The 19333-nt window shown below is 70.1% G+C and carries 19 protein-coding genes; 6 read left to right on the top strand and 13 right to left on the bottom strand.

What is annotated here, in order from left to right; all coding sequences use genetic code 11:
• The first annotated feature begins 101 nt into the window (after positions 1–101).
• Positions 102–1079: an ATP-binding cassette domain-containing protein gene (locus RHM57_RS02510; RefSeq protein WP_322136329.1), complete on the top strand. Its 978-nt coding sequence runs from the start codon at positions 102–104 to the stop codon at positions 1077–1079.
• Positions 1076–1849, top strand: a complete 774-nt coding sequence (locus RHM57_RS02505) for an ABC transporter permease (RefSeq protein ID WP_134560651.1) — start codon at positions 1076–1078, stop codon at positions 1847–1849. Before RHM57_RS02510 ends, RHM57_RS02505 begins: the two co-directional genes overlap by 4 nt.
• A gap of 31 nt (positions 1850–1880) precedes the next feature.
• Here the strand turns inward: RHM57_RS02505 and RHM57_RS02500 are convergent, their stop codons facing one another.
• Entirely contained in the window at positions 1881–4853 is a 2973-nt protein-coding gene (locus RHM57_RS02500; RefSeq protein ID WP_322136331.1) for a hypothetical protein, read from the bottom strand.
• A gap of 43 nt (positions 4854–4896) precedes the next feature.
• Between RHM57_RS02500 and RHM57_RS02495 the strand changes: the two genes are divergently transcribed.
• Positions 4897–5268, top strand: a complete 372-nt coding sequence (locus RHM57_RS02495; protein ID WP_134561919.1) for a Fe-S oxidoreductase — start codon at positions 4897–4899, stop codon at positions 5266–5268.
• Positions 5265–6137: an SDR family NAD(P)-dependent oxidoreductase gene (locus RHM57_RS02490; RefSeq protein WP_134560645.1), complete on the top strand. Its 873-nt coding sequence runs from the start codon at positions 5265–5267 to the stop codon at positions 6135–6137. Before RHM57_RS02495 ends, RHM57_RS02490 begins: the two co-directional genes overlap by 4 nt.
• A 37-nt stretch (positions 6138–6174) precedes the next feature.
• On the opposite strand, the gene RHM57_RS02485 is transcribed toward RHM57_RS02490, so the two are convergent.
• The 3 genes from RHM57_RS02485 to RHM57_RS02475 all read right to left on the bottom strand — a co-directional run bounded on the left by RHM57_RS02485 (position 6175) and on the right by RHM57_RS02475 (position 8915).
• On the bottom strand, positions 6175–7716 hold the full coding sequence (locus RHM57_RS02485) for a catalase (protein WP_322189567.1): 1542 nt from the start codon (positions 7714–7716) through the stop codon (positions 6175–6177).
• A 37-nt stretch (positions 7717–7753) separates the two neighbouring features.
• Entirely contained in the window at positions 7754–8266 is a 513-nt protein-coding gene (locus RHM57_RS02480) for a Fur family transcriptional regulator (protein ID WP_134449805.1), read from the bottom strand.
• Positions 8267–8348: 82 nt separating this feature from the next.
• Positions 8349–8915: a MarR family winged helix-turn-helix transcriptional regulator gene (locus RHM57_RS02475; protein WP_134563866.1), complete on the bottom strand. Its 567-nt coding sequence runs from the start codon at positions 8913–8915 to the stop codon at positions 8349–8351.
• Between the two features lie 61 nt (positions 8916–8976).
• On the opposite strand from RHM57_RS02475, the gene RHM57_RS02470 reads away from it, so the two are divergent.
• Positions 8977–11049, top strand: a complete 2073-nt coding sequence (locus tag RHM57_RS02470; protein ID WP_322189566.1) for an MMPL family transporter — start codon at positions 8977–8979, stop codon at positions 11047–11049.
• A gap of 57 nt (positions 11050–11106) precedes the next feature.
• The gene (locus tag RHM57_RS02465; RefSeq protein WP_322189565.1) at positions 11107–11763 is read left to right on the top strand and encodes a hypothetical protein; all 657 of its coding nucleotides are present in this window, start codon (positions 11107–11109) and stop codon (positions 11761–11763) included.
• A gap of 28 nt (positions 11764–11791) precedes the next feature.
• On the opposite strand, the gene RHM57_RS02460 is transcribed toward RHM57_RS02465, so the two are convergent.
• Genes RHM57_RS02460 through RHM57_RS02420 form a run of 9 tightly spaced genes read right to left on the bottom strand, consistent with a single transcriptional unit; the run spans position 11792 to position 19308 of the window.
• Positions 11792–12181: a hypothetical protein gene (locus tag RHM57_RS02460; RefSeq protein ID WP_134449801.1), complete on the bottom strand. Its 390-nt coding sequence runs from the start codon at positions 12179–12181 to the stop codon at positions 11792–11794.
• Between the two features lie 3 nt (positions 12182–12184).
• Positions 12185–12763, bottom strand: coding sequence for a GNAT family N-acetyltransferase (locus RHM57_RS02455; RefSeq protein ID WP_134449800.1), 579 nt, complete (start codon positions 12761–12763; stop codon positions 12185–12187).
• Positions 12764–12790: 27 nt separating this feature from the next.
• Positions 12791–13486 (bottom strand): uracil-DNA glycosylase, encoded by a 696-nt coding sequence (locus RHM57_RS02450; RefSeq protein ID WP_322189564.1) that lies wholly within the window; start codon positions 13484–13486, stop codon positions 12791–12793.
• 3 nt (positions 13487–13489) lie between these two features.
• On the bottom strand, positions 13490–14227 hold the full coding sequence (locus tag RHM57_RS02445; protein WP_322189563.1) for a Type 1 glutamine amidotransferase-like domain-containing protein: 738 nt from the start codon (positions 14225–14227) through the stop codon (positions 13490–13492).
• A complete protein-coding gene (locus RHM57_RS02440) occupies positions 14224–14835 on the bottom strand; it encodes a phosphoribosyltransferase (RefSeq protein WP_134449797.1) in 612 nt (203 codons plus the stop codon). The genes RHM57_RS02445 and RHM57_RS02440 overlap by 4 nt, the downstream gene beginning before the upstream one ends.
• The gene (locus tag RHM57_RS02435) at positions 14804–16027 is read right to left on the bottom strand and encodes a bifunctional 2-methylcitrate synthase/citrate synthase (protein ID WP_322189562.1); all 1224 of its coding nucleotides are present in this window, start codon (positions 16025–16027) and stop codon (positions 14804–14806) included. Before RHM57_RS02435 ends, RHM57_RS02440 begins: the two co-directional genes overlap by 32 nt.
• 46 nt (positions 16028–16073) lie before the next feature.
• Positions 16074–16985: a methylisocitrate lyase gene (gene prpB, locus RHM57_RS02430; protein WP_134560634.1), complete on the bottom strand. Its 912-nt coding sequence runs from the start codon at positions 16983–16985 to the stop codon at positions 16074–16076.
• Positions 16985–18520: an MmgE/PrpD family protein gene (locus tag RHM57_RS02425; RefSeq protein ID WP_134449794.1), complete on the bottom strand. Its 1536-nt coding sequence runs from the start codon at positions 18518–18520 to the stop codon at positions 16985–16987. Before RHM57_RS02425 ends, prpB begins: the two co-directional genes overlap by 1 nt.
• Before the next feature lie 53 nt (positions 18521–18573).
• A complete protein-coding gene (locus RHM57_RS02420) occupies positions 18574–19308 on the bottom strand; it encodes a GntR family transcriptional regulator (protein ID WP_322189561.1) in 735 nt (244 codons plus the stop codon).
• Positions 19309–19333 lie beyond the last annotated feature (25 nt).

The raw sequence follows: 19333 nt of genomic DNA, 5'->3' as shown, positions 1-19333 counted from the left end.
GCCCGCAGCCGGCGCTGACGGCGGCTGACAGCCGCTGACAGCGCACGGCAGCGGGGCGACAGCGGGGGAATTGTCTACTGGTGTCCTACCCAGGAGGCACCATGACCGCAGCAATCGAAGCCCGCGGGCTCACCAAACGATTCGGCACGACCCAGGCACTCGCCGGAATCGACCTCACCGTCGAACCCGGCCGGGTGCTCGGCGTCCTCGGCCCCAACGGCGCGGGCAAGACCACCGCCGTGCGCATTCTCGCGACCCTGCTGAAGCCCGACGCCGGCACCGTCACGGTCGCCGGCTTCGACGTCGTCACCCACCCCGTCGACGTGCGCCGCCGGATCGGCCTGACCGGCCAGTACGCGAGCGTCGACGAGGACCTGCGCGGCGTCGAGAACCTCGTGATGATCGGGCGCCTCCTCGGGCTGTCCCGCTCCGATGCGAAGGCCCGCGCCGCCGAGCTCCTCGAGGAATTCGAGCTGACCGACGCCGGTGGCCGCCTCGCCAAGACCTATTCCGGCGGCATGCGCCGCCGCCTCGACCTCGCGGCCTCGCTCATCGGCCGTCCGAGCGTCGTCTTCCTCGACGAACCGACCACGGGCCTCGACCCCGCCAAGCGCGACGACGTCTGGGAGATGATCCGCACCCTCGTGCGCCAGGGCACGACCGTGCTGCTGACGACGCAGTACCTCGAAGAAGCGGATGCCCTCGCGAACGAGATCACCGTCATCGACCACGGTCTCGTCATCGCCCACGACACCCCGGAGGGCCTGAAGCGCCAGGTCGGCGGGCAGACCCTCGAGGTGCGGCCGGCCGACGACCGGGACCTGGACCGCGTCACCGCCCTGCTCGCCTCCGTCGGCACCCGCGCCCCCGAGTTTCCAGCCCCGAGCCTCGTCTCGGTCCCCGTCGCCGGCGCGGATGCCCTCACCGCGACCGTCGCCCGGCTGCACGCCGAGAACATCGCCGTCACCGAGCTCTCGCTGCGGCTCCCGAGCCTCGACGAGGTCTTCTACTCCCTGACCGGTCACACGCCGGCAGTACCCTCGGCGCCCGGCCTCGTCACGGAAGGAGCCGCATCATGATCGTCCGCGACTCGCTGATCCTCGCCCAGCGCACCGTCACCAAGATGGTGCGGAACCCCGAGCAGTTCCTCGACGTCTCGGTGCAGCCGATCGTGATGACGGTGATCTTCGTGTTCATCTTCGGCGGCGCGATCGCCGGGACGAGCCAGGACTACCTCCAGTTCGCGCTTCCCGGCATCATCGTGCAGACGATCATGACCACGGCGATGACCATCGGCGTCAACCTCAACTCCGACCTGAAGAACGGGGTGTTCGACCGGTTCCGGTCCCTGCCGATCGCCCGGTCCGCACCCCTCATGGGCGCCGTGACCGGCGACGTGGTGCGGCACAGCATCGCGATCGGCGTCACCCTCGCCTTCGGCGCGGCGATCGGCTTCCGCTTCCTGACCCCGTGGTACTCGGTTGTGACGGCCATCGTGCTCATGATCGTGTTCGCGATGAGCCTGTGCTGGACATCCGTGTTCATCGGCATGCTCGCCCGCAGCTCGGGCGCCGTGCAGGGCTTGTCGTTCCTGATCGTCTTTCCGCTCACCTTCGGCTCCTCGGCGTTCGTGCCCGCGGCGACCATGCCCGGCTGGCTCCAGGGCTGGGTCGCGATCAACCCGGTCACCCACGTCACAGACGCGATGCGCGGCCTCCTGGTCGGCAACTCGATCATGACCCCGGGCACAAGCGTCGGCGGCGAAGTCCTCTGGGTGCTGCTCTCCTGCGTCGTCCTCGTCGGCGTCTTCTTCCCCCTGGCGATGCGCGCATACCGCACGAAGCTCTAACGCGATTCCCTCCCGCGCGCGGGGGGCGGGATCAGCCGGCCGGGTCGATCAGGGCGCGAAGGGTCGCGAGGGCGTGCGGGCGCGAGGAGGGCGCCGGCGTCGCCCGGTCGATGCCCTGGGCGGCGGCGGCCTGTTCGATCGCGATCGCTCTCGGTTCGAGGCGGTCGTATGCCCCGATGATCGCAGACGAGAGGTCGAGCGCCCGCACGGCCTCCTCGACCTGCCCGCGGGCGAGCGCGAGGCCGCCGAGACTCAGTGCGACCTGGCCGATCACGGGGTGGTCGAGGCTCGCGATCGCGGCGCCGGCGGCCACTCGAATGGCCCGCTCCGCGGCATCCCCGTCGCCCTGAAGCAGCTCGAGCTCCGCGCGGCGCACCCCGATCATGGCGACGAGCTGGGCGGGCATGTTCGGCCAGCCGGACGCGAGGTCCTCGATCCTGGCGAGCCGGGCGCTCGCGGCTCCCGTGTCGCGGTCGTTCAGGTCGAGCACGAGTGCGGTGGCCTCGGCCTGGATCACGGTGAAGATATTGCCGGACTCCGCAGCCCCGGCGAGGAGTTCATCCGCGCGCTCCCGCGCCGCCGCGAGCCTGCCCTGCCGCAGCATGATCGACACGGCGAGCGCCTGCTGCTGGGCGAGGTCCCAGCTCGAGGTGATGCGGCTCATGTTCGCGGTCGACGCGTCCGTCACGTCGAGCGCCTCGTCCAGGCGCCCCTGCAGGCTGAACCACTCCGCGCGCATCTGCTGCGCGAGGGCGAGGCCCCAAAGGTCGCCGATCGCCTCGAACGCGCGCACGGCCTGGGCGGATGCCTCGCCGAGCTCGGCGATGTCGCCGCGGTTCTGCGCCGTGGCGGCCCGGATCACGTGCAGCATGGCCGCGGGCCAGGGATCAAGGCCGAGTTCCTCGCCGCTCGGGATCCGCACCCGCAGCATCCAGCCCTCCTCGCCGAACGAGGTCCGGAACGCGGACAGGAGCGGGAAGGCGAGCTGCATCAGTTCGCCGCCCCTCCCCGGCGGGTCCTGCGCCCACGCGTCGAACGCACGCCGTGCGGCCTCGGCGAGCGCCTCGGGGACGAGTGCCGAGTCACGAGCGGCATCGGGATTGGCCTCCTCTGCGGAGAAGGCCCGGACGACCGGCGTGAACAGCACAATGGCGCGTGCTTCATCGCTGTCGACCTCTGCGGCCAGTTCGCTCACCGCGCCGAGCCAGACGCCGAGCTCGTCCCTCCGCTCCCGGATCCCCCAGTACCACACGCAGGCGAGCGCGACCCGGACCGCGGGCTCGGCGAGACGCGCGCTCGTTGTGTACCGGAGCGCCGCAGTCACATTGTCGTCTTCGGCGTCGAACCACGCGATCGCCTCGCGGATCCGCGGCCCGCGCATCAGCGCATCGGCGGCCTCCGCCCGCACCGCGATGTATCCGGCCTGCGCCGCGCGCTCGGCCGCGAGGGTCCCGGCCTCCGCGAGCCGTTCGATGCCGTATTCGCGGATGGTCTCGAGCAGCCGGTAGCGTCCGCGTTCGCGGTGCAGCAGCGACTTGTCCACGAGGCTCTCGAAGACGGATGCCCCGACGAGCCCGGCCGTGGCGGCGACGTCGGCCGCATCCCGGGTGTCGATCCCGGCGGGGAACACCGCGAGCCGGCCGAGCGCCGTGCGTTCGTCCGCCGAGAGCAGGCTCCAGCTCCAGTCGATCAGGGCGCGGAGGGTCTGGTGCCGCGGCAGTGCCGTGCGGTACCCGCCGGTGAGGAGGGTGAAGCGATTGTCGAGGCCGTCGAGGACCTCGTCGAGGGTCATCGTGCGGAGCTTCGCCGCGGCAAGCTCGAGGGCGAGCGGCAGCCCGTCGAGGCGCGCGCAGATCCGGGCGGCGCCGGCCAGTTCCCCGGTAGCGAGGCCGGCGCCCCGCGCGGCGAGGGCCCGCTGGCCGAACAGCTCGAGAGCGGCGAACTCGCGCAGGCGCTCCGGCGACCCCGACGTGTCCGGAGTGTCGATGGCTGCCTCGAGCTCTGACTCGCTCGGGTGCGGCAACGACCCGACGGTAACGAAGGACTCGCCGGGGATTCCGAGCGGCTCGCGACTCGTAGCGAGAATCGTCAGTGCGGGCAGGACGCCGAGCAGGCTCTCCGCGAGCCGCGCGGCCGCGTCGATGACGTGCTCGCAATTGTCGAGCACGAGCACGACCGCGCGCCCGAGAAGCGCCTCGACGACCCGTTCGAGGCTGCCGACGGGCTCGACGGGCGCGTCCGAGGTGCGCAGTTCGCGCCCGGTGGCCGCGAGCACCGCGGCGAGCACCTCGCCCGGACCCACCGGGGCGAGCTCGACGAGCACGGCACCACGGATGCCCGCTGCCGTTTCGAGCGCGAGGCGCGTCTTCCCGATTCCCCCGGTTCCGACGATCGTGACCAGCCGGGACACGGCGAGCTGCTCCTCGATCGCCGCGAGTTCACGCTCCCGGCCGACGAGGCGGGTGAGGGACACCGGGATGCCGCGGGCCGCGGAGGGTGCGCAGCCATCCGGGGCTGCGCTATCCAGGGCTGTGAGTTCGAGTGCCCTGGCCCGGTCGCGGGCGAGGTCGCGGAGGAACCAGTCGAAGTCCGGGGACGGGATCCAGGGTTCGCCAGCCCAGAGCGCGAGGGCCGCGAGCGCGGCGCGTCGGGCATCCGCCGGCAAGGCAGTCCCCGCCGCGGCAACCGCCTCGGCCACGAGGTCTTCGAAACGGAGTGCGTCGACATCGGACCTGGCGAGCAGGAGGCGGTAGCCGCCGACCGTCGACTCGATCACTCCGGGAGGGAGCTGGGCCCGGAGCCGGGAGACGATGGACTGGAGGGCGGCCCGCTGGTTCTCGGGCGCATCGCGGGACCAGACGTCCTCGGAGATCGCCCGGTAGCTCACCGCCGTTCCCGCGTCGACGGCAAGCCGGAACAGCACGGCGAGCTGCATCGACCCCGTCACGGGAACCTGCCGTCCGTCGTGCTCGACACTCAGTCCGCCCAGCAGTCGAATTCGCACGGGGTTAACTCTAAGTGCCGGTCAGGCGGCATACGCTTGAGTGATGCTCCGGATCCTTTTCGATTCCCCCCTCAGCAGGGCCGGGTATCTCTATGCGACGGCCGTCGGGTTGGTCTGGGGAGGGCTCCTCAGCACCGGGCGCGTCGAGCGGCGCGGCGGCCTGATCGTCTTCCGTGGCCTGCCGAACTGGGCCTTCGGCCGCGGCGGGTCCTGCGTCGGCGGCTGCTACCTCACCCGGGACAACGTCTCCGACGCGATCCTCGAACACGAGGCCGTGCACAAACGGCAGTGGCAGCGCTACGGCATGCTGTTCCCGCTGTTCTACCGTGCGGCCGGCAGCAACCCGCTCACCAACCGTTTTGAAATCGAGGCCGGCCTGGAAAAGGGCGGCTACCTGACCAAGAGGAAGTCATGACCGACACGTCCGAAGCATCCGCACCGTCCGCTCGCACCATCATCATCACCGGGGGCAGCGACGGCATCGGCGCGGCCGCGGCCCGCGCGCTGAGCCGCACCGGCGCATCCGTCGTCATCGTGGGACGCTCGGCGGCCAAGACCGCCGCCGTCGCAGCACCGCTCGGCGCCGACTCGTTCACCGCCGACTTCGCCAGCCTCGACGAGGTGCGCGCTCTCGCCGCGACCCTCCTCGAGCGCTACCCGCGCATCGACGTGCTCGCCAACAACGCCGGCGGCATCATGGGCAAGCGGGTCCTCACCGTCGACGGCCACGAGAAGACCTTCCAGGTCAACCACCTCGCGCCGTTCCTGCTCACGACGCTCCTCACCGACCGGCTGCTGGAGAGCCACGCCCGGGTGATCAACACCGCGAGCGTGGCGAACAGCGTCTACGCCCGGTTCGACATCGACGACCTCGATGCGAGCGCGAAGTATTCACCCAACCGGGCTTACGGCAACGCCAAGCTCGCCAACATCCTCTTCACCCGCGAGCTGCACCACCGCTACCACGAGCAGGGCCTCACGACTGCGGCGTTCCACCCCGGCGTCGTCGCGACGAGTTTCTCGTCGAACTCGACGAGCGTGATGCGCTTCATCTACCAGACCCCGCTCAAGCGGATGCTGATCACACCGGAGCAGGGCGCAGACACCCTGGTCTGGCTCGCCACGGCTCCCCTGGACGAATGGATCTCCGGCGAGTACTACGACAAGCGCCTGGTCGCGAAGGCGAACAAGCTCGCCTACGACCCGGCGCTCGCCGCAGCCCTCTGGGAGCGCAGCGGGGCGATGGTGGCTGCGACCGCCCAGGCCGCACCCACCCTCGAATAGCCGCTACGGCGTCCGCCCGCTTACTCCGAGTACCGCGTTACTCCGAGTACTGGGCGGATGCCTCTGCGAGCATGTCCGCCTCTGCCCACGTCGCGAGGTTCGCGCGCAGTGCAGCGCCGAGCGTGGCGTCGACGCTCGTCCAGTACCAGATCGCGCGTTCGGTGACCTCAGGGCGCTGCACGCCGCTGATCGCACCCGTGATGGTGTCGAGGAAGCGGGCCTTGGCCGCGTCGTCGAACACGTCGCGATAGAGCGTCCCGGCCTGGCCGAAGTCGCTGTCCTCGCTGCGCAGCACGGCGGCGGCACGGAGCAGCTCGCCGTCGTTCTCCCAGCTGCCCTCGCCCGCGAGCAGCGGGTCGGCCACCGGGCCGCCGAGCGAGTTCGGCGCGTAGTTCGGGGCCTCTGGAGCGTTGAAGTGGTGCCTGCCGGCGCCGTCCTGCGAGTAGTTGTTCACCGGGGCTGCGTGCGGGGCGTTGACGGGCAGCTCAGCGTAGTTCGTGCCGACCCGGTATCGCGCGGCATCCGGGTAGGAGAAGATGCGCGCCATCAGCATCTTGTCGGGGCTCGCCGCGATGCCGGGCACGAAGTTGGCCGGCGAGAACGCGGCCTGCTCGATTTCGGCGAAGAAGTTCTGCGGGTTGCGGTTGAGCGTGTGCACACCGACCTCGATGAGCGGGTAGTCGGCGTGCGGCCAGACCTTGGTCAGGTCGAAGGGGTTGAACCGGTAGGTCTTGGCGTCCTCGTACGGCATGATCTGCACCGAGACGGTCCAGGACGGGAAGTTGCCTGCCTCGATCGCGTCGTGCAGGTCGCGGCGGTAGTAGTCGGCGTCTGCGCCGGCGATGAGCTCGGCCTCAGAGCCCTCCATCTCGACGTTGCCCTGGTTGGAGGCGAAGTGATACTTGACCCAGAAGCGCTCGCCGGCGGCATTGATCCACTGGTAGGTGTGCGAGCCGAAGCCGGGCATCTCGCGCCAGGAGCGCGGCAGGCCGCGGTCGCCCATCAGGTAGGTGACCTGGTGCGCGGACTCCGGCGAGAGGGTCCAGAAGTCCCACTGCATCGTGGCATCGCGCAGGCCGGAGCCGGGCAGCCGCTTCTGGGAGTGGATGAAGTCGGGGAACTTGATGCCGTCGCGGATGAAGAACACCGGGGTGTTGTTGCCGACGATGTCGTAGTTGCCCTCCGTCGTGTAGAACTTGACCGAGAAGCCGCGCACGTCGCGCCAGGTGTCCGGACTGCCCTGCTCGCCGGCGACACTCGAGAATCGCTGCAGCGTCTCGGTGCTCGTGCCCGGCTGGAAGACCGCGGCGCGGGTGTACGCGGACACGTCGCCGGTGACCTCGAACACGCCGTGCGCTCCGCCGCCCTTGGCGTGCACGATCCGCTCCGGGATGCGCTCGCGGTTGAACTGCGCGAGCTTTTCGACCAGATAGCGGTCGTGCAGGGCCGCGACGCCGTCCGTCCCGACGGTGAGGGAATGCTCGTCGCTCGCGACGGGGGTTCCGGTCTGGGTGGTGGTCGGCTTGATCGGCCCGGTGTTCGACTCGCTGTTGGACTCGCTGTTGGACTCGGTGGTCATGCTGCTCCTTTGTTCGACTACATGTGCACTGCGTAGGTCAGGGATGAGTGGGTGGATGGCCGGCCGGGAGATGGGGCTCTGCGCCCGCGGCCTGGCAGTCGGGGCAGAGCCCCCAGTAGGTGACCTCCGCGGCGTGCACGGCGAAACCGGCCGCGTCGCTCGGCTCGAGGCAGGGCGCCTCGCCGACGGCGCAGTCCACGTCCTGCACGGCGGCGCAGCGCGAGCAGATCACGTGGTGGTGGTTGTCGCCGACCCGGCGCTCGTAGAGCGCAGGAGACCCGGACGGTTCGATCCTGCGGGTGAGACCCGCCGAGGTGAAGGCCGCGAGCACGCCGTAGACCGCCTGCAGCGACGTTCCGGGCAACTCGGTCCGCACCACGGCGAAGAGCCGCTCGGCACTCGCGTGCGGGGAATCGTCGAGGGCCCGCAGCACGGCGAGGCGCGGCGCGGTGACCTTGAGTCCCGATCGGCGGATGCTGTCACCGAGCTGCCCTGGCTCGCCCGGCCGCGAGAATCCCGGGTTTTTGCTCGGCGTCCCGGTCGTCGTCATGCCCTCACGCTAACAGTTGTTTTGATTTCCTCAAAACAATTCACCGAATGTTCAGAAACGCCGGATGTTCAGGAAGCGGGGGTCAGGAGCGGGGAGCGGTGTCGCCGTCACCATCGGCGCCGCCGGCGAGGGCGCCGCGGTAGACGTCGAGCACCCGCGACAGGAAGGCCGCGATGACCTCGCGCTCCTCCGCCGGGAGGTCACGGGTGACCGTGGCGACTCCCCCGATCACCGGCATGAGCGCTCCGACGGCCTTCTCCACCGATTTCGCTGCGGGCAGGACGACGACCTTCCGCCGGTCCGAGGTGTGCGCCTCGCGCCGGGCATGACCGAGTGCGACGAGCCGGTCAACCACAAGGGTGGTCGCGGCCGTCGAGATGTCGAGCCGCCGGGAGAGTTCGCTCGGCGTGAGCGAACCGGCCGTGATCAGGTGTTCCATTGCGGACAGGTCGGTCGGATTCACCGCGAGGGCCTGTCCGACCTGGCGCTCGAACGCCCGGGACAGCACCACGAATTCCCGCAGCTGGGTGCCGATCTCGCCGGAATAGGGCAGGCCGATGTCGTTGTCGCCGACAAGGGGTTGGACGGCGCCGGTCGGCGCACCGTTTGGTGCACCAGCCGGGAGCGGGGACTTGCGAGGCTCTGCCATGACCGCCATACTAGTCCTGACATTGCTAGGATGCTTAGCAATCAGGACTATTGGAGGAAAAGTGCTCGGGATTGTGCGCATCATCACGGGTCGGCGCACGGCCTGGGTCGTCCTCGTCGGCGCCGTCATCGCCGTCGGACTGCTGTTCGCACTGCTGCCGAAGAGCGCCGGGAACGACTTCCCGACGTCCGGGCTGCCCACGTCGAGCCAGGCTGCCAGGGTCGATGCCCTCCTCGCCGACTTCCCCTCGGCGAAGCAGACCTCCGCGATCGTCGTCTGGAACCGCGGTGGCGACACGACCGGCGCGGAGAGCGCGCTGACGGAGACGGACAAGGCCGCGATCACCGCGCAGGCCGCCGAACTCGGCGCACTGTCGACCGCCCCGCGGGCGACCACGCCCCGGTTCAGCGACGACGGGCTCGCGGCGATCAGCGTCGTGCCGCTCGAGGCCGCCGCCGTCAGCGCCGACGTCAAGGGCACGGCCGCGGACATCCGCTCGGCCGCCTCGAGCGACCTGCCCTCCGGCCTGAGTTCCTACGTGACCGGGCCGGTCGGGTTCCAGGCCGACATCTCCAACGCCTTCGCGGGCGCCGATTTCCGGCTGCTGCTCGTGACCGTGATCGTCGTCGCGGTACTGCTGATCATCACCTACCGCAGCCCCGTGCTCTGGATCGTGCCGCTCGTGGTCGTCGGACTGGCCGACGGGCTCGCCGGCGTCGTCGTGAGCGCCCTCGCCGGGCCGTTCGGCATCACCCTGGACGCAAGCGTTTCGGGCATCCAGTCCGTGCTCGTCTTCGGTGCGGGCACCAACTACGCACTGCTGCTCGTCGCCCGCTACCGCGAGGAACTGCTGCACACCGAGAGCAGGAACGAGGCGATGCGGATCGCCGTGCGGAGCGCAGGCCCCGCGATCGCCGCGAGCGGAGGGACCGTCGCGCTGAGCCTGCTGACCCTGCTCTTCGCCGAGCTCTCCGGCAACCGCGCGCTCGGTTTCGCCTGCGCGATCGGTGTCGTCATCGCGATCCTGTTCGCCCTGATCGTCCTTCCCGCCGCCCTCGTCGTCTGCGGCCGCGGGCTGTTCTGGCCGTTCGTGCCGCGCTACGACCCCGCGTCGCCCCGCGTGCACACCGGATTCTGGTCCCGGCTCGGCCGCGGCGTCGCCCGGCACCCTGTGGCGATCATCGTCGCCTCCGCGCTCGGGCTCGGCGCCCTGAGTCTGGGACTGGTCGGGGCATCCGTCGGGCTCTCGCAGGCGGACCAGCTGCTCGGCAACCCGGAATCGGTGCAGGCGCAGGCCATCGTTGACGCCTCGTTCTCGTCGGGGCTCACGAGCCAGACCATCGTGCTCGCACCGGATGCCTCGGCGACAGAGGCCGCGAGCCTCGCCACAACGACAGCGGGCGTCGCAACGGTGCAGCCGGGCGAGAGCGCGAACGGGCGCACCCGGCTCAACCTGTCGCTTTCGAGCGAACCGGGCAGTGAGACGACCTTCGCCACCATCACCGCGCTGCGCACCGCATACGCGGATGCCGGCGGCGCGGTCGCGGATTCCCTCGTCGGCGGCACAGACGCGACGGCCCTCGACACCCGCACGAGTTCGCAGCGCGACCAGGACCTGATCCTGCCGATGATCCTCGCGATCGTCTTCGGCATCCTCGCCCTGCTGCTCCGCTCCCTCGTCGCGCCGGTCCTGCTGATCCTGAGCGTGCTCGCGACGTTCTTCGCGAGCCTCGGCGCTTCCAACCTGATCTTCCAGAACCTGCTCGGCTTCCCGGCTTTCAATACGAACGTCGTGCTGTTCGCGTTCCTGTTCCTCGTCGCGCTCGGGGTGGACTACAACATCTTCCTCACGACGAGGGCGCGGGAGGAGGCCCGGCTGCACGGCACCCGGGAGGGCATGGTGCGCGCCCTCTCCTCGACCGGAGCGGTGATCACGAGCGCCGGCATCCTGATCGCAGCGGTCTTCGTCGTGCTCGGGGTACTCCCGGTCGTCGCGCTCGCTCAGATCGGCGTGATCGTCTGCCTCGGCGTGCTGCTCGACACCCTGCTCGTCCGCACCCTCGTGGTTCCCGCGCTCGTGTTCCTCACCGGCGACCGGTTCTGGTGGCCGTCGCACCCGGCACTCCGCGAGTAGCGGGGCACCGAGCCCCGGGCGCCGAGCGCCGGCAGACCTCGCGAGTACAGTGTCCGCATGACTGCGGTGCTCGAGCGGATGCTGCCGGCGTGGCTCGTTCGGCATCCGCTGCGGTCGGGCTGGGCCTGGCTGGCCCTCTGGGGTGTCGTGGTCGCCTCCGACGCCCTCTCGCCCTGGGTTCCCGGTCCCGGCTGGTACGCGGTCGTGCTGCTCGCCGCGCTGCCGGCCCTCGCGGCGACAGTGTGGCTGCTCGCGGCCACACCGCGCGACCACCTTCCGCCCGCGAACGACTCGGTGCTCGGCCATTTCTTCGTGCGATTCCTCGCGCTGTGTGCGGCATTCCTGGTCTGGGGGGTGTCCGTGGTCGCGAGTTCGTCGATCTCGACGGCGATCCAGGCCGCGGCCAATGACAATGACGCCGAGGTGACCGGGCTCGGCTTCACGCTCATGCTCGCGGCGATCCCGGTGGTACTGCTCGTACTGTGGATGGCCTTCGTCGTTCGGTGCAGCTGGTTCCTGCGGCGGTTGCGCGGCTGGCGCGAGCTGCCGGAGGCGCACGCGGTTCCGGAGGACTTCCTGCGGACCAGCCCGCGCTTACGATCCGCGATCGTGGGGCTCGCCCACCCGGGGCTGCTCCTCGCCGGCGGGCTCGGGGCATCCGTGCTCGCCGTGCTTCTCGGCGGACCCGAGTTCACGCTGCATCTCACGCCCTGACCCGCGCCCCCGGACGGGGCAGTGCGGCTCAGCGGGCGAGCGGGCCGCCGACCTTGGTCAGCAGCGTCTGGAACGCGCGGGGTGCCGCGCGGAGCTCCGAGCGGGCCGTGAGCGCACCGGCGGCGTGGAAGGCCTGGGCGACGTTGATGATCTCGTACTGCACGAGCGAACCCTCCTCCTCCGCGAGCACGCGGTACTCGCCTCGGTACCACCAGTCCCCCTGCACCACGATCAGGCGCTCGGCGGGATCGGCCCGGAAATGCCGGTTGATCGTGGCGACCCCCTCGCTCGGTGCGGGCATCAGCGCCGCGAGCAGCCGCACGAACACGGTCTCCGGCGGCGCTTCGAGGTGCCCAGCGAAGGACCGCAGCACGGTGTGTCGAGGCGGCAGCTCGAACGAGACCTCCGGATCGGTCACGGGTTACTTCAGGCTCTTCTGGAGCAGCACGGTTCCGAGCCAGCGGTCGAACTTGAAGCCGACCTTGCCCATCCGGCCGATCTCCTTGAACCCGAAGTCGAGGTGCAGCTTGATCGACGCGTCGGCGCCCTGGTCGGCGATCACGGCGATGATCTCCTTGAGGCCCGCATCCTTGGAGCGCGTGATGAGCTCGCCGAGCAGCACCCGGCCGAGTCCCTTGCCTGTCGAGGCCGCTCCGAGGTAGATCGAGTTCTCGACGGTGAACCGGAACGCGCGCTTCTCTTTCCACGGCGTCACGAGCGCGTAGCCGAGGATCTGACCGGCGGGCGACACGGCCACGATGAAGGGCATGCCGAGCTTGCCGAGGTAGTAGAACTTACTGCGCCAGGCGGCGAGGGTCATCGGGTCGACGTCGAAGGTGACCGTGCTGTTGGCGACGTAGTAGTTGTAGATCTCGCGGATGTACGGCAGGTCGGTGATCAGCGCGTCCCGCATCGAGTACTCGAACGGAGCCTCGGTCTCCGGCGCCGGGCGCAGGTGCCTGGGCAACTGCCGGCGCGGCTGGTATTCCTCTTCAAGCATGGCTGGCTCCTCCCACGGACTTCCAGATTACCCGAGTGTCCAGTCGACGGGCGCTGCGCCCTGCTCGGCGAGGAGCGCGTTCGCGCGGCTGAAGGGCCTCGACCCGAAAAAGCCCCGCCGCGCGGACAGCGGGCTCGGATGCGCCGACTCGATCACCGGGGTGTTGCCGAGCAACGGCCGCAGCCTCGCGGCGTCCTTCCCCCAGAGGATCGCGACGAGGGGCGTGCCGCGGGCGACGAGGGCACGGATGGCCTGGTCCGTGACGGCCTCCCAGCCGTGCCCGCGGTGCGAACCCGGCTCACCGGCGCGCACGGTGAGCACCCGGTTGAGCAGCAGCACTCCCTGGGCCGACCAGGCCGAGAGGTCTCCGGTGCGCAGGGTCACCCCGACGTCCGACTGGAGCTCGGCACCGATGTTCACGAGGCTCCGCGGCAAGGGCCGCACGGCGGGATCGACCGCGAAGGCGAGGCCGAGCGGATGCCCCGGCGTCGGATACGGGTCCTGGCCGACCAGGAGCACGCGTACCGCCCGGAACGGTTCGCGGAAGGCGCGCAGCACGGTCGCCGGCGCCGGCAGCCAGGGTCGCCCGGCGGCCGACTCGGCGTCGAGGAAACCGGTCGCCTGGGCCAGCGCGCCCGCCGCGGGGGCGAGGGCCGCTGCCCAGCCGGGGTCGACCGATGACGGGTCGATCGACGACGGGTCGATCGACGACGGATCGATCACGGCCTAGGCGCCGAAGGTGCTGACGAGTACGCCGTTCTCGGACTGGCTGACCCGCCAGACGCTGCCGGAGCCGACGACGCGGAGGGCGCCCTCCCCGACGATGAGCGCGGTGTTCTCGTCGACGGCGAGGCCGCCGTCGATGAGGCCGGCTTCGGTTGCGGCGATGAGGCGGGACAGGGTTCCCCACTGGGCGGCGTGCACGTCGACGGTGACGTCGAGCAGGCCGATGCCGGACTGGATGGTGAGTTCGTCGAGGCCTTCAGAGGCCGCTTCCGCGCTGACCTCGACCTCGCCCAGGCGCCAACCGCCGACGAGGGCACGCTCTGCGGCGATCATGGCACCGGCGGAGTAGCCGAGGTACGGCACGCCGGCGGACACCTGGCGGCGGATCTCGCCTGCGATCGGGGTGAGTGCGGCAAGGTAGGCGGGCGTGAGCCCGCCGCCGACGATGATGCCGTCGACGTCCGCGATCGCGGGCAGGGTCGCCGCGTCGCTCAGTGCGAGTTCGGTGATCTTCGCCTCGAAGACCCCGGCCGCACCGAGCGCCTCGGCGAGCTTCGCGGCGTGCTGGGCGGCGTCGTCAACAGCAGCGGTGCCGGGCGCACGCACCGCGATGATCGCGATCCGGGGTTCGTCGCGACCGGCCGCCGTGGCACGCACGGTCGCCTCGGCGAGGAACGGACCGAACACGGCCGCGCTGTGTTCGGCGGCCCAGCCGCCGCCGACGAGGTGGATGCTCATGCGACGACGCCCGCAACGGCAGGCGCGACGACGACATTCTCCACTGCGGAGGGGGCGACGACGGTCGCGACGATGGGGGCGAGCAGGGCCGTCACTTCAGGCGCGTCGACGATCGGCAGCGCCGACCACGGGAACACGATCCAGTCGTCGGTCTCGCGCCAGGTGTAGTCCGGGACGAGGACCGTGCGCGGCTTGGTGTACAGGGTCGCGCAGCGCACCTCGGCCGCCGACTCCCGCAACATCGCGAGCACGAGCGCGAGGGTGCGCCCCGAGTCGGAGACGTCGTCGACGAGCAGCACGCTGAGTCCGGCAAGTGCCGGCGCGTCGAGCATCGGACCGGAGAGCACCGGCTCGGGCAGGCGTTCGTCGACCCCGGTGTAGAACTGCACGTTGATGCTGCCGCAGTTCTTCGTGCCGAGCGCGTACGACATCGCGCCCGCGAGCAGCAGGCCGCCGCGCGCGATCGCGATCACGACGTCCGGGTGGAATCCGCTCGACAGCACGTCGACGGCCAGTTGCCGCGAGGCAGCGGCGAAGTCCTCCCAGCCGAGGATTTCCCGCTGGATGCCGGTCGTGTCAGTTGCTGAGTCGTCTGCTTCGAATGCCATTGTCCAATGGTAGGTCACCGGCCGGTTGGAGGTCGGGTTCCGGTTCAGCGGCGAGGTGCCGTTCCGGGTGCCCGTCATAGAGCGAGAGCGGCCGGATCAGGGAGTTCGAAGCGGTCTGTTCGATGATGTGCGCGGTCCAGCCGGCGATCCGGGAGGCCACGAAGAGGGGCGTGAAGGTCAGGGTGTCGAAGCCCATCAGGTAGTACGCCGGTCCCGACGGGTAGTCGAGGTTCGGCAGGATACCGGTGCGCTCCTTCATCCCCGCCGCGAGGCGCTCGTAGAGCTCGATCAGGTCCGGGCGCTGGTAGTGCTCGACCAGGGTGAGCAGCGCGGTCTTCATCGTCGGCACCCGGGAGTCGCCGTGCTTGTAGACGCGGTGCCCGAAACCCATCACCTTGTGATGCGCGTCGAGGGTCTCCTTGAGCCAGGCATCCGCTCGTTCGCCGGAGCCTTCGCCGAGGCCGATCTGCTCGAACGTGTGCATCACGGCTTCGTTGGCGCCGCCGTGCAGCGCACCCTTGAGGGCGCCGACCGCCCCGGTGATCGCCGAGTGCAGGTCGCTCATCGTGGACGTGATCACGCGCGCGGTGAAGGTGGATGCGTTGAAGGAGTGGTCGGCGTACATGATCATCGACACGTCGAAGGCCTCGACGACGACGAGTTCCGGCACCTCGCCGAAGGTCATGAACAGGAAGTTCGCCGAGTAGCCGAGGTCGTCGCGCGGTTCGATCGGCTCGAGCCCGTGGCGGCGGCGCTGGTCGTAGGCGACGATCGCGGGCATCTGGGACCAGAGCCGCAGGCCCTTGGCCTTGTTCGCCTCCGGGGAGGCGTCGTCGACCTGCGGGTCGAAGGCGCCGATCAGGCTCACGGCGGTCCGCACGACGTCCATCGGGTGCGCGGTCAGGGGAAGCTCGTCGATCACGCGGCGCACGGCGGGCTGGAGGTGGCGGAGGGACCGCTCCTCGTCTTCGAACGCGGCGAGCTCGTCGGGCGTCGGGAGTTCGCCGTTCCAGAGCAGGTAGGTGACCTCCTCGAAGCTCTTCTGCGCGGCGAGTTCCTGCACCGGGTATCCCCGGTAGAGCAGGGAGTTCGACTGGTCGTTGACCTTCGAGACGCGGGTGCGGTCGACCACGATTCCGGCGAGGCCCTTGTAGACCGTCGGTTCGGTGACGGCTGGTTCGTTCTGACTCATGTCGCTCCTTCGCGTGCGGTGAGTGCGTGGTTACGCGGGCAGGGTGTTAGGCGGGCAGGGTGGGGTTGAGGGTGAAATTGAAAACGCCGGAGTCGAAGTGATTGTACGACTCGTAGTCGAGCAGTTCGTAGAGCTTCGAGCGGTGCTGCATCTCTGGCAGCATCGACTCGAGCGAGCCGTGTTCGACGATCGCGTCGAGGCCGCGGTCTGCGGCGCCCATCGCGAGGCGCAACAGCGAGACGGGGAAGATCACGAGGTTCATCCCGACATCGGCGAGCTGCTGCACGGTGAAGAGCTCCCCCTTGCCGAACTCGGTCATGTTCGCGAGCACGGGCACGTCGACGGCCGCACGGATCGCCGCGAATTCGGCGAGCGACGCCATCGCCTCGGGAAAGATCGCGTCGGCGCCCGCGTCGACGAGTGCCTTCGCCCTGTCGACGGCCGCGGCGAGACCGTCGACGGCACGGATGTCGGTGCGCGCCATCACGAGGAAGTTCGGGTCCCTGCGGGCATCGACGGCCGCGCGGATGCGCTTGCTGGCCGTCTCGAGGTCGACGACCTGCTTGCCGTCGAGGTGGCCGCAGCGTTTCGGGTTGACCTGGTCCTCGATGTGCATCCCGGCGAGGCCGGCGTCCTCGAGGGTCTGCACGGTGCGCGCGACGTTCATCGGCTCGCCGAATCCGGTGTCGGCGTCGACGATCGCGGGCAGGTCGGTCATCCTGGCGATCTGCTGGCTGCGCCCGGCGACCTCGGTGAGAGTGGTCAGGCCGATGTCGGGCAGGCCGAGGTCTGCGGAGAGCACGGCGCCGGAGATGTAGACGCCCTCGAAGCCCTTCGCCTCGATCAGGCGCGCGGAAAGCGGGTTGAATGCCCCGGGAAACCGGAGCAGGCGTCCGCTGGCCAGGTCGCGGCGGAAACCCTCGCGCTTGGCGGCGGGGGTGCGTGTCGAATACAACATCAGAAGATTCCATTCGGGATGGGGACCGAGGTGAGCAGGCCGTTGCGGGCCACGATGGTGAGCTGGTCGAGGTCGTCGGCGGCGAGGTCGGGCAGGCGTTCGGCGGCGTCGAGGAAGCGCAGGATCTCACCCTCCTCGAGCACGCCCGCCGCGAGCGTGCGGAACTTGTCAATGTACTCCGCCCGGCCGAAGGGCTGCGCGCCGAGCGGATGCGCGTCGGCGACGGCGAGCTCGTCGACGATCCGCTTGCCATTGGCCAGCTCGATCTCGACCCGGCCGCCGAAGGCCTTCTCGGCGGGGTCGAGTGAGTGGTAGCGCCGGGTCCACTCGACGTCCTCCTCGGTCGTGACCTTGTTCCAGAGGGCGATGGTGTCCGCGCGGCTCGCGCGTTCCGGCCGGTAGGAGTCGACGTGGTGCCAGCTGCCGTCCTGCAGTGCGACGGTGAAGATGTACGGGATCGAGTGGTCGAGGGTCTCCCTTGTCGCACTCGGGTCGTACTTCTGCGGGTCGTTCGCACCGGAGCCGATCACGTTGTGGGTGTGATGGCTCGTGTGGATCACGATCCGGGTGATGTTGGCCGGGTCGGCGAGTTCCGGGTGCTCGCGGTAGAGCTTGCGGGCGAGGTCGATGAGGGCCTGGGCCTGGTACTCGGCGGAGTGTTCCTTCGTGTAACTGTCCAGGATGGCCCGCTTGGCCTCGCCCCGGCCCGGCAGGGCGACCTGGTAGGAAGCCTCCGGACCGTCGAGGAGCCACGCGATGACGCCGTCTTCGCCCTCGTAGATCGGGGTCGGACTCGTCTCGCCGCGCATGGCGCGGTCAACGGATTCGACGGCCATCTTGCCGGCGAATGCGGGCGCGTACGCCTTCCAGCTCGAGATCTCACCCTTGCGGGACTGCCGGGTGGCCGTTGTGGTGTGCAGGGCCTGGCCGATGGCCTGGAAGATCGTCTCGGTGTCGAGGCCGAGCAGGGTGCCGATCCCGGCGGCGGCCGACGGGCCGAGGTGGGCGACGTGGTCGATCTTGTGCGCGTGCAGGCTGATCGCCCGCACGAGGTCGATCTGGATCTCGTAGCCGGTCGCGATCCCGCGCACGAGGTCCCGCCCGCTCAGGCCGCGGGTGACGGCGAGGTGCTGGGCGACGGCGAGGACCGGCGGGATGTTGTCGCCGGGGTGGGAGTACTCGGCGGCGAGGAAGGTGTCGTGGTAGTCCAGTTCGCGGACGGCGACGCCGTTGGCCCACGCCGCCCATTCCGGCGAGACCCGGCGGGAACGCTGTTCGCCGAACACGGTCGCGCCGACGCCGTTGAAGGAGCGCGGATGCGCGAGCGCCTGCGAGCGCGCGGCGACGACCGGTCGCCGGGTGAGCGAGGCCGCTGCGACGGCGGCATTGTCGATGACCCGGTTGATGATCATCTCGGTCACCTCGGCGGAGACCTCCACCGGGTCGGACGCGCACTCGGCGATCTTCCAGGCGAGCTGATCCGTGCGGGCCAGGTCTTCGTCGCTGCGGTGGACTCGAACATCGTGAAGCTGCACAGGGTTCCCTTCGGTGGTTCGGTTGGACGGTGGTTCGGGTGGGCGCTGGTGCTTCAGTCGGCCTGGGCGGCCGGGTTCGCCTCGAGCGCGGCGAGGACGTTGCTGAGGCTCTGGTGGAGGTGGACGTGGGTGGCGTGGGCGGCGAGCGAGGTATCACCGGCGACGATGGCCTCGATGATGAGCAGGTGCTCGGCCGCCGCCGCCCGCAGCCGGGCCGGGTTGTGCCTGGCGAGCCTGCGGATCCTGGCGAGGTGGGTGCGCACGTTGGCGAGCGCGGTGACGAGGAACGGGTTGCCGACTGCCGCGTCGAGCGCGTCGTCGAAGTCGTCGATGAGCTCGTAGTACCGGTGCAGTCCGGCCTCGCCCAGCAGCAGCAGTTCGGGTGCCGTGCGGAACTGGTCGCGCAGCTCGAGGAAGACGTGGGGGTCGCGCCGGGTCGCCGCGATCCTGGCCGCGTGCTCCTCGAGGGCGCGGCGGAGTTCGTACAGTTCGTGGATGCTGTCGACGGACATCTCCGTGACCATGAAGCCGCGGCCGGCGCGGCCGGCGACGAGCCCGTCGGCGATCAGGCGGGCGATGGCGGCCCGGAGCGGCGTGCGCGAGACGCCGATGCGGTCGGACTGCTCGACCTCGAGGAGGCCGGCGCCCGGGGCGAGGACTCCGTCGAGGATTTCGTCGCGCAGCTGGCGGTAGGCGCGTTCGCTCGCGCTGACGACGGCGACCGGCGGTGCGGCCGTGCGGGTACCCACCGGAGTGGTGTTCCCCGACGTTGGGGTTTCTGTATACACAGACGCCATGCTATTCCCTTTTTAC

Source organism: Cryobacterium sp. 10S3 (assembly GCF_034344045.1).
In the GTDB taxonomy this organism is placed as follows: Bacteria; Actinomycetota; Actinomycetes; order Actinomycetales; family Microbacteriaceae; genus Cryobacterium; species Cryobacterium glucosi.
Note: the sequence above shows the minus strand (reverse complement) of the source record. Positions and strands in the feature narration are given on the sequence as shown.

Coding starts and splice junctions, on each gene's coding strand:
- prpB (WP_134560634.1), bottom strand. CDS start 16,985: ATGTTGTATTCGACACGCACCCCCGCCGCCAAGCGCGAGGGTTTCCGC.
- RHM57_RS02475 (WP_134563866.1), bottom strand. CDS start 8,915: ATGGCAGAGCCTCGCAAGTCCCCGCTCCCGGCTGGTGCACCAAACGGT.
- RHM57_RS02445 (WP_322189563.1), bottom strand. CDS start 14,227: ATGAGCATCCACCTCGTCGGCGGCGGCTGGGCCGCCGAACACAGCGCG.
- RHM57_RS02510 (WP_322136329.1), top strand. CDS start 102: ATGACCGCAGCAATCGAAGCCCGCGGGCTCACCAAACGATTCGGCACG.
- RHM57_RS02485 (WP_322189567.1), bottom strand. CDS start 7,716: ATGACCACCGAGTCCAACAGCGAGTCCAACAGCGAGTCGAACACCGGG.
- RHM57_RS02440 (WP_134449797.1), bottom strand. CDS start 14,835: ATGGCATTCGAAGCAGACGACTCAGCAACTGACACGACCGGCATCCAG.
- RHM57_RS02455 (WP_134449800.1), bottom strand. CDS start 12,763: ATGCTTGAAGAGGAATACCAGCCGCGCCGGCAGTTGCCCAGGCACCTG.
- RHM57_RS02495 (WP_134561919.1), top strand. CDS start 4,897: ATGCTCCGGATCCTTTTCGATTCCCCCCTCAGCAGGGCCGGGTATCTC.
- RHM57_RS02465 (WP_322189565.1), top strand. CDS start 11,107: ATGACTGCGGTGCTCGAGCGGATGCTGCCGGCGTGGCTCGTTCGGCAT.
- RHM57_RS02490 (WP_134560645.1), top strand. CDS start 5,265: ATGACCGACACGTCCGAAGCATCCGCACCGTCCGCTCGCACCATCATC.
- RHM57_RS02505 (WP_134560651.1), top strand. CDS start 1,076: ATGATCGTCCGCGACTCGCTGATCCTCGCCCAGCGCACCGTCACCAAG.
- RHM57_RS02480 (WP_134449805.1), bottom strand. CDS start 8,266: ATGACGACGACCGGGACGCCGAGCAAAAACCCGGGATTCTCGCGGCCG.
- RHM57_RS02435 (WP_322189562.1), bottom strand. CDS start 16,027: ATGAGTCAGAACGAACCAGCCGTCACCGAACCGACGGTCTACAAGGGC.